8 protein-coding genes are annotated in these 8,482 nt (G+C 68.0%); 4 read left to right on the top strand and 4 right to left on the bottom strand.

Annotated elements, in window-relative coordinates; all coding sequences use genetic code 11:
• Positions 1-23: 23 nt before the first annotated feature.
• Positions 24-356, bottom strand: coding sequence for a transposase (locus ACIRVK_RS44785; protein ID WP_404257819.1), 333 nt, complete (start codon positions 354-356; stop codon positions 24-26).
• Positions 357-992: 636 nt separating this feature from the next.
• A complete protein-coding gene (locus ACIRVK_RS44780) occupies positions 993-1,808 on the bottom strand; it encodes a class I SAM-dependent methyltransferase (RefSeq protein WP_404257821.1) in 816 nt (271 codons plus the stop codon).
• Positions 1,809-2,128: 320 nt separating this feature from the next.
• Here ACIRVK_RS44780 and ACIRVK_RS44775 point away from each other — a divergent pair, with 320 nt between their 5' ends.
• A complete protein-coding gene (locus ACIRVK_RS44775) occupies positions 2,129-3,757 on the top strand; it encodes an ISL3 family transposase (RefSeq protein WP_404257817.1) in 1,629 nt (542 codons plus the stop codon).
• Between the two features lie 20 nt (positions 3,758-3,777).
• Here ACIRVK_RS44775 and ACIRVK_RS44770 read toward each other — a convergent pair whose 3' ends face one another.
• Positions 3,778-4,320, bottom strand: a complete 543-nt coding sequence (locus ACIRVK_RS44770) for a DUF6368 family protein (RefSeq protein ID WP_404257815.1) — start codon at positions 4,318-4,320, stop codon at positions 3,778-3,780.
• Here ACIRVK_RS44770 and ACIRVK_RS44765 point away from each other — a divergent pair.
• Entirely contained in the window at positions 4,319-4,708 is a 390-nt protein-coding gene (locus ACIRVK_RS44765; protein WP_404257813.1) for a DUF3761 domain-containing protein, read from the top strand. The two genes, ACIRVK_RS44770 and ACIRVK_RS44765, sit on opposite strands and share 2 nt — an antisense overlap.
• Before the next feature lie 282 nt (positions 4,709-4,990).
• On the opposite strand, the gene ACIRVK_RS44760 is transcribed toward ACIRVK_RS44765, so the two are convergent.
• Entirely contained in the window at positions 4,991-6,037 is a 1,047-nt protein-coding gene (locus tag ACIRVK_RS44760) for an FG-GAP-like repeat-containing protein (protein WP_404257811.1), read from the bottom strand.
• A gap of 280 nt (positions 6,038-6,317) precedes the next feature.
• Between ACIRVK_RS44760 and ACIRVK_RS44755 the strand changes: the two genes are divergently transcribed.
• Together ACIRVK_RS44755 and ACIRVK_RS44750 are read left to right on the top strand one after the other, a co-directional pair.
• Positions 6,318-7,352 (top strand): NucA/NucB deoxyribonuclease domain-containing protein, encoded by a 1,035-nt coding sequence (locus tag ACIRVK_RS44755; RefSeq protein ID WP_404257809.1) that lies wholly within the window; start codon positions 6,318-6,320, stop codon positions 7,350-7,352.
• A 92-nt stretch (positions 7,353-7,444) separates the two neighbouring features.
• On the top strand, positions 7,445-8,038 hold the full coding sequence (locus ACIRVK_RS44750) for a hypothetical protein (RefSeq protein WP_404257807.1): 594 nt from the start codon (positions 7,445-7,447) through the stop codon (positions 8,036-8,038).
• The last annotated feature ends 444 nt before the right edge of the window (positions 8,039-8,482 follow it).

Here is an 8,482-nt window from a genome sequence, read left to right as displayed (position 1 = left end):
GCGCCTCCCGGGTCGGACTGCGCTCAGCTTCCACTGGGCCGCTGCGACGGCCCGGCGAGGAGGTCTTGCACCTCCTTCGATTCCCCGCGCCTCACAGCGCACAGGCGCCTCATGGCGCACTGCCATCGGTCGGCGACCTGGAGGGCCTGCGGGGCGCCGCGGGTGGCACCTTCGGCGAAGAAGGGCGCCCGGTCACGGCAGACGATCTCGATGCCAGGCCGCTCGGCGAGCCAGGCCGCGAGCGTGTCCGCCTCCCGATCGGGAAGGAGGTCGACCGGGCAACGTGTCTCGACGTCGACGAGCACGGTTCCGTGGACGCAGCACTTGCGCTGGGCGTACTCGTCCACGCCGACCATGCGGGGTACTGCGGTGGTGGGATCCGGAAGAGAGGCGATCAGCCTCAGCGGTGTTCCGGCTGACTGGAACCTTGAGGGCGTCCGTCATCCGGGCGCCGGCCCGGCCCGCGAGCGCAAGACCGACCGACACCAGCGTCGACCGCAGCCGCTCGGTCCGTCGCCCGAACCTGCGGGTGAAACCGCGTACTTGCTCGGCGAAGGTCATGCGCTCGCAGGATTCCTCCTCACAGACGAACCTCCGCACCCGCAACGACACCACGACGAACTTGCCCGTCGTCGGCAGATCGCGAGGAAAACGCACGAAGGAGCCGTGTATTCGCCCCGACCAGCACCCGCACCCCGGACAGACCGCCCGCCCAGCGGTCGTACGGGCCTCGACCCGGACGACCGTGTCGATCACCTCAACCGATTCCACCAACACGCCCTCGACTGAGGAAAACAGCAGCTCGTTCAACTGCGGCAGCACTTCGTTCACGGCGAAGGACTGTCGACCACACCAGCGTCCAGCCAGGCGATTCCGGGCGGACTTCAGTGGTGGTGGACGCCAGTGCGCGCGTCACTGGCCGGCTGCGCATGAAGCTAGCTCCACTCATCAGGCTCCCTGGGAATCGATCACCGAGGGAATCGCGAGGCGCTCTACCGGCGGACCGCAGAAATCAGTCCGCCGGGCCGCTCGTCGCGCTGCGGCGGGGTACTGATCGGGCGGCCGTAGGCGGCAGCGCGCTCGCGCAGGGTGTGGCTCTCGGCCTCCCAGCCGTGCCCGGCCAGCCAGCCAACCGGGTCGTCGGGCATCTCCGAGACCCACATGGACGCCGCCGATCCCGGCACGGCGTCCGCGCCGAAGCGCTCGATCACGCCGCGCGAGCCTAGCGTCAGCCCCATCCGGCTGCCCGCCGCCGACTGCGCGCTGATCCGGGCCAGCAGCAGCTCCACCGCGTCCTCGGGCAGATAGATCAATAGTCCCTCGGCGATCCACGCGGTCGGCACGGCCGGGTCGTGCCCCGCGGCGGCCAGCGCGCCTGGCCAGTCCTCACGCAGATCCACCGCGACGGTGATCCGCTCGCAGCGTGCGACAGCCCGCTCCTGGCGCAGCACCGAAGCCTTGAAGTCCAGTGGGGCGGCGGTGTCGACCTCGAACAGCCGGGTGCCCGCGGGCCAGTCCATCCGGAAGGCCCGGCTGTCCATGCCGGCGCCGAGCAGTACAACCTGCCGGGCCCCGGACGCGGAGGCCTGCTGCAACATGTCGTCGAGGAACTTCGTCCTGATGACGATGGAGAACGACACGGCCAGCCAGCGGCGTCGCGCGGCCTCATCATCGGGCAGCGGCGGCAAGGAGGGCCACAGGCCGCCAGCGGCGGCGAAGGCCTGTGCCAGGGGGTCGCGGAACAGGGCGTTCTCCCGCTCGGTCTCCAGCGCCCTCACTCTGGCCACCCCTACCGCCGTGGCCCACACTCCCGACGGCTGCACCCGCTCCTGCTCATCAGTCACCGCGCCAGCCTAGGTGATCGATTCCAGGGGTCTGATGAGAGGAGCCAGCTTCAGGCGCGGCCAGCCGGTCATGCCCGCACTGACCGCCTACGACCGCTCAAACCACCTAGGCGAAGATCAACAGTCACCCTGCGTACGTGACCACAAGAAGTGGACCAGAGCCCTGGACGGATCTGGCGCAAGTTCCGTGTGCCGACTACTCATTGTAGTTGTTGATCTCCCGTCGGTCGGTGCGGAAATCGCCTTGAAATCGGTCCACGTGCGGGTGGTACGGCTGACATTCGGTGGCCGTGAACGAGGCGTTGTACCACCTGCAGGAGTTGCTGTTTCCGTCGATCCCAGGAGTGGCGGTCGTGGCGGTGCGCACGGACGGCGAGGCAATACGCATCGAGGCCCGGTGCACGCCGTCCGGGGCCTCCTGCCCGGACTGCACGCAGTGGACAGAGCGGGTTCACAGCTCTTACCTGCGGTTTCCAGCAGACCTTCCTACTGCCGGACGAAGAGCTCAACTCGCGTTACGGGGCCGGCGGTTCCTCTGTAAGGCCGCGGAGTGCAGTCGTCGGACGTTCGTCGAGCAGGTGCCAGGACTGACCCGCCGCCACGGTCGGGTCACCGAGCGGCTGCGCAAGACCATGGGCGCGATCGGTCTGGCCCTCGCCGGCCGGGCCGGTGTTCGCCTCGCCCGCCTCATAGGCGTCACCACCAGCCGCACTACGCTGCTGCGGCGTGTGATGGAGCTGCCTGACCCGACTATCTCCGAGCCCCGAGCCGCCGGCGTGGACGACTTCGCCCTGCTGCGCGTTCACGTCTACGGAACCGGTGTGATCGACGCAGAGAACCATCAGGTCCTCGACCTGCTACCCGAACGCGACGCCGCCACTCTCGCCCCGTGGCTGAAGGCTCATCCCGGCATCGAGGTCATCTGCCGCGACCGCTCCGGCGCCTACGCCGAGGCAGCTGCCACCGCTGCGCCCCATGCTCTCCAGGTCGCCGACCGCTTCCACCTCTGGCAGAACCTCGCCACAGCGGTCGAAAAGACCGTTGCAGCCCACCGCACGTGCCTTCGCGACCTGCCCCCGGCCAGCCCAGAACCGGAGCCTGCTTGGGAGACGCCCGCCGAAGCGACCTCCAACCAGGACGATGAAGAGGCGGATCCGACCGGCAGGTTCGCCGAGCGGGCCCGCGCCCATCACGCCCTCGTCCACGAACTCCTCGACCAAGGCATGGGCATCCGCCACATCGCCCGCCACCTGGGCTGGGGACGCCACACCGTCCAGCGGCACGCCCGCGCCGCCCGCTGGCAGGAAATGGTCAAGGGCCGCAAGCGCCAACTGCCCAGCAAACTCGACCCGTTCAAGCCCTACCTGGCGCAACGCTGGGCGGAGGCCGACGGCAAGGTGACCATCCTCGATCTCTACCGCGAGATCGCGGCACGTGGCTTCCGCGGCCACTACTCCACCGTCCGCGACTGGGCCCGGCGCGACCTGCCCCGGCCAGAAGGCTTCACGCCCGATCCGCCACCGCCGTCAGTGCGGCAGGTGACCGGCTGGCTCACCCGGCACCCGGCCACACTCACCCAGGAGGAGAAACTGCACCGCAAAGCTGTACTCAACCGCTGCCCCGAGCTGGCGTCCGCAGCCCAGCTGACCAGCTCGTTCGCGGAGATGCTCACCACACTCAGCGGCACCCGTCTGCCCGAGTGGATCACCGAAGCCGCGGACGCCAACCTCCCCGGCATCAGCAGCTTTGCCACCGGCCTGCACAGCGACTTCGACGCCGTGACCGCCGGGCTGACCACTAACTGGAACTCAGGCCCGGTCGAAGGAGCAGTCAACCGGATCAAGATGCTCAAGCGGCAGATGTTCGGCCGCGCCGACTTCGCGTTGTTGCGCAAACATGTACTGCTCGCGTGAGCCGACCGGATGAGTTCCGGCTACTTCAGAAGCCGGAAACCGGGCCGGCCGCTCCACGCTCTGAGGAATTCCGCTGATCCGTACCCGGCGGGCCACGGATCAGTCGTCGTTGCGACGACGCCTGGAAGGCCGACGACGATCGGCACCTGGTCTTCCCGCAGTTCGGCGTTGGCGACGCCGCCGACCACGTCCATGATGGCGGCGGTCAACAGAGCTGTGACGGCGTGGTCGACCGGGCTGTTGCAAAACGCGATGACGTTGACCGCGTGGGTCGGGGTGAAGCCAATGAGAGGTTCTTGGTCGGCTTCGTCGGCGTGCTCGGCCTCGACGATAGCTTCGTTACCGACAGAGGGCCCCATGAGAGAGACCAGGACGGGCCGACGCCCGTCGACACCCGCGGTGTCCGTGATGCCAAGGCTGTCCGCGCGAATGTGCAGGTCGTACTCGCCGACCCGCTTCTCCTCAAAACGCGCCGATGAGCGAACCAGAAATTCGCGAAGTCGCTGGATCGCCGAGTGCGGGACCGCCTCCGCCAACTCGATCGCCAATACCGGTCCACTCATGGCGTCGGAGCCTAGCCAGTCGGAACTGCCACCCCAACCGATTACTCACCGTGCACGCTCCACGGAACTTGTGCCAGACCCCGCTGGACAACGTCACAGCCAGCCTACCGGGATTCCGTTGCGTCCACGTCTTGCTGCATCGGCGGTTGCTGTTGCTCTCGCAGGGGTTTTGTTCAGCGCGCCGGCCGCGTCGGCGGCGACGTTGCCGTCCACCAACACCGCACACCACTGCGTCCGTCACACCACCGGGGTGTGCGGCTGGACGCATCACCAGAAACCGAAGGACAAGTACGAGACGGCGAAGTGCAAGGACGCCAGCGTGTCCTACTCGCGGCACTCTCAGGGCATCTGCTCCCGTCACCACGGTGTCCGCTACTGGTTCAAGTAGCTGGACTGATCCAGTCGGCGCCCCTGTTCGCGGCCAAGCAGGGGAGACCGTCTCTGATCGGGCCTCAACAGCCGTGACAGGCACGAGTAGACAGCGTTCGATGTCGTAGGTGGGTGGGCGTCGAGATTCCGCTGGTCGTCTCGGCGCAGAGCCCCCCGGGACGGCGCCCTGCGCCGAGGGCCTTTCTCGTTTCGATCCGTGCGCAGTGGCCATACATGCCGGATGGCAAGCCGTCTTCAGGGCCTCCCCTGTCTGCGGGCCGGCCCTGAAGGGGGGATGCGGTCAGAAGCCGCCGTGCAGGTCGTACCAGTTCTGGTTCATCAGCTCGTACCGGGCGAGGGTGCCTCTGCCGTTGCCTGCGTAGAGCCGCATCTGATTGGCTGTCGCGGTTGCGTTGGGGTTGTTGTAGCCGTCCTGGGTGGCTGCGACCAGGTCGAGGTGGCCGTCGCCGTTGACGTCGCCGACGCTGAGGAAGGTCGATATCTGGCCCCAGCCGCCGCCGATGAGCTTGCGGGTGCCGAAGGTGCCGTGTCCCGTGCCGGGGTAGAGCCACAGTTTGCCCGAGGTGTCGCGGGCCAGGAGGTCGCCGTGGCCATCGCTGTTGAGGTCGCCGGTGGCGGTGAGGGTGGCCATGGATTTCCAGCCGCTGCCCAGGGATTTGCGGGCGCCGAAGGTGCCGTGTCCGGTGCCCGGGTAGAGCCACAGTTTGCCCGAGGTGTCGCGGGCCAGGAGGTCTTCGGTGCCGTCGCCGTTGAGGTCGCCGTGGCGGGTCAGGGCGTTCATGGAGTTCCAGCCGCCGCTGATCAGGGTGCCGTCCCCGGTCCCGGAGACGAACCAGAGCCGGCCGCTGCGGTCCCTGGACAGCAGGTCCGCGCGGCCGTCCCCGTTGAGATCACCGAATCCGGCCGGCTGCGGGCTGGCCTGCGTGTACCAGGCGGCGTACGGCGGACCGATGCATTCCCGTTCGTTGGGCACGAACTTGATCGAGCTGATCGTTTTGTCCAGGCCCCGGTCGTAGTCGGAGATGCCGTTGTCCGGTGGGTCGGGGAAGAAGGAGCCGCCGTAGTTCGGATCGGTGAACAGGCACGAGATCCTGGACGTGCGGTTCCAGTAGGAGCGGATCTTGTTGTTCCACGAGCCCATCGTGGGCATGTTGGTGCGGGTCTTCATCATGGAACCGGTCGTGTTCGTACCGCTCCAGGCGCACAGGTAGCCCGACGGGCACGAACTGGCCGATCTGGCGCCGGCCTGGGCGGGCGCGGCGAGCGGTATGGTCGCCAGCGCCATGCTGCCCGCAGCCACCAGCAGCCGGAACAGGTGTCTGTTCACCTCGGTCCCCCTGGGATTCATATTCAAAGATCGAAGTAGGTCGAGCGCACTGTACGCCTGTTCGACAAGCGCCTGTGACGTTCCCTTTGGCTGACGTTCCTTCCCGGCATCCCTCTCGGCTCCCGCGCCACGGTCAAGGACTGATCGAACCTGGCTAAGAAGGATCAAAATGGTGTGCGGTGGCTGTGCGGTGAGTGTTTGGATGAGGTCAACGCGGCGGGGGAACGCGTGAGTTGACGTGTGTGCCCTCGCTGGTTTCGACCAACACCGGGGGTACAACTTGAGACTGAGAACGCTGTTCACCACGGGGGCCGTCGCACTGGGTGTGCTGGCCACGGCCGGCGCCCCGTCAGCGGTGGCCGACCAGAGCCCCACCGCGCAGTTGCGGGTCACCATCGGCGCACCCCGCGCGCAGGCGCACCCCACGACCGCGGGTGCGGGCGTGGTGGCGACGTGCAGCATCAACAAGATCACGATCAATCGGTTCAGCGAGTGCGAGTGGGTGGCCGTCCACGTCGACGTCGTCAAGGTCGTCGACGGCGCGCCGGTCATCGAGGGCACGGCCGACTTCAGCGTCAAGCACCAGATGACCTTGAAGGCCAGCTCGGCGAACTGGAGTGAGCAGTTCACCATCTCCAAGGCGACCACCACCGGCCAGGGCAAGGGCGTCTCCGTCGAGGTGGCCGCCGTCTCCGGCGGCGGAACGAAGGCCGGCGTGCACTTCGCCCAGGGTCACACCCTCGACAGCGCGGCCAGCGGCAGCGTCGACTACACGACCGGCGCGATCGCCCGCAAGAAGATCAACCCCAAGGCGAAGACCACCTACACGTACACCTTCACCAAGGCCGGCTACACCCCCGGCACCGTCTCCTACGCCTCCGCCGTCTACCGGTGCGACAACTACTACGGCACCACCGGCTGCGCCATCACCGAGGCGCCCACCGGCATCAACCTCTCCACCCTGCCGCGGATCGCGGAGGGCATCCGAAAGCTGCGCTCACGCGGCGGCCACTACGGCGACCCGGGCAGCGGCGGCAAGCCGCTGCACTGGATGATCAACGCCGCTCAGCAGAAGAAGAACCGGCAGGCCGTCTGCTCGGGCACGGCGCCCGCGGACATGCGGCGCGCCGGGCGTACCTCGTGCGACGAGTACCCCTTCGCCTCCACCTACGAGGGCGGCACCCATCTGCCGGCCGCCCAGCGCACCATCACCTGGGTCAAGAAGAGCGAGAACGACGGCCAGGGCGCCTACATCACCAACTGGCGGCGCCAGTTCCACGTCATGGACCACGACCCGTTCTATGTGATCGCCTGAATCCGGCACACTGAGCACACCCCAGGGCGCCCTCGCCTCCCCTTCTCGTGGGGTGGGCGGGGGTGCCCTGTCCTGGCAGGAGGAGTTCGTTCATGCTGGTCAACGAGGCCGCCTTCACGATCGAGGTGGGGGAGTCCGGCTACCTCGTCGGCTTCACGGAGCTGGAGGACTACCCCACCCAGATGCCGTATGGCTGGCGCTGCGGCCCCGCCACCGAGGCCAGCGCCGTCGTGCTGACCACCACCGACACCGGCCCCGTCCACCTGACGTTCCAGATCCACGACGCGCCGCCCGCGCCGCCTACCGACGAAGAGTGGGAGGCGGCGGAGGAACTCAGCCTGCGCACCCAGACATCCGCCCTGAGCCTGGCCACCCTCGAGCCGGGCGACGTCCTGGACGCCTGGCCTGACGACGCAGCCCCCCTCCACCTCCCGAACGCCGACAGCGACAGCACGATCTGGGTGCGGATGCGCTTGTACTGCCACACGGACGACCCCGAACCCGGCATCGGCGACCACGGCGAGCGCCACCTCATCCAACTCTGGCCGGCCCCTGAAACCGCCCCGCTCCACCCGGAGATCACCGAAGCCGACCGGCAGCAGCGCGCCGAATACGCCGCATCGATGGCCGTGCCGGTGGAGGAGTACACCACCACCTACCCGACTGAGTCCGGCGACGCTCTGTGAAGCACACCTGCCCGAACCACCGCGGAACCCCTGGTGCGCGGCATCGGCGGGCCGGGTAGTACCGCGACGGCGCCATACTTGATCTTGAGCCGCCCGACTCCGGGCGCTGGTTTCTGCGTTGGTGGTCCAAGGAAAGACGCCCCGCTTCCTGCGGGGAAATGCAGGTGCAAGGCCTGCCCGGCGCTCCGATGCGAGCCTCATCCCGCCCTCACCGGGGATGAGGCTCGCGGCATTTCCGGGCGTGCGCCGCCCGCAGAGGCGCTGACCCTGTGGGCGTGCATCGGTGCGCCGTACCCCGCGTGGTAGGACCGGATGCTGCTGGGGGAGCATCTGCTCAGTGGTCGTCTGCCTGTGAGGGATCGTCATGCGTACTGTCCGCCGTGCCCTACCGCCCATCCTGCTCGCCTGCCTGCTGCTGGCGGGCTGTAAATCCGGTTCGCTGGG

This window comes from Streptomyces sp. NPDC101152, assembly GCF_044768275.1.
Lineage (GTDB): Bacteria > Actinomycetota > Actinomycetes > Streptomycetales > Streptomycetaceae > Streptomyces.
This window is presented reverse-complemented; position numbering and strand designations above follow the sequence as displayed.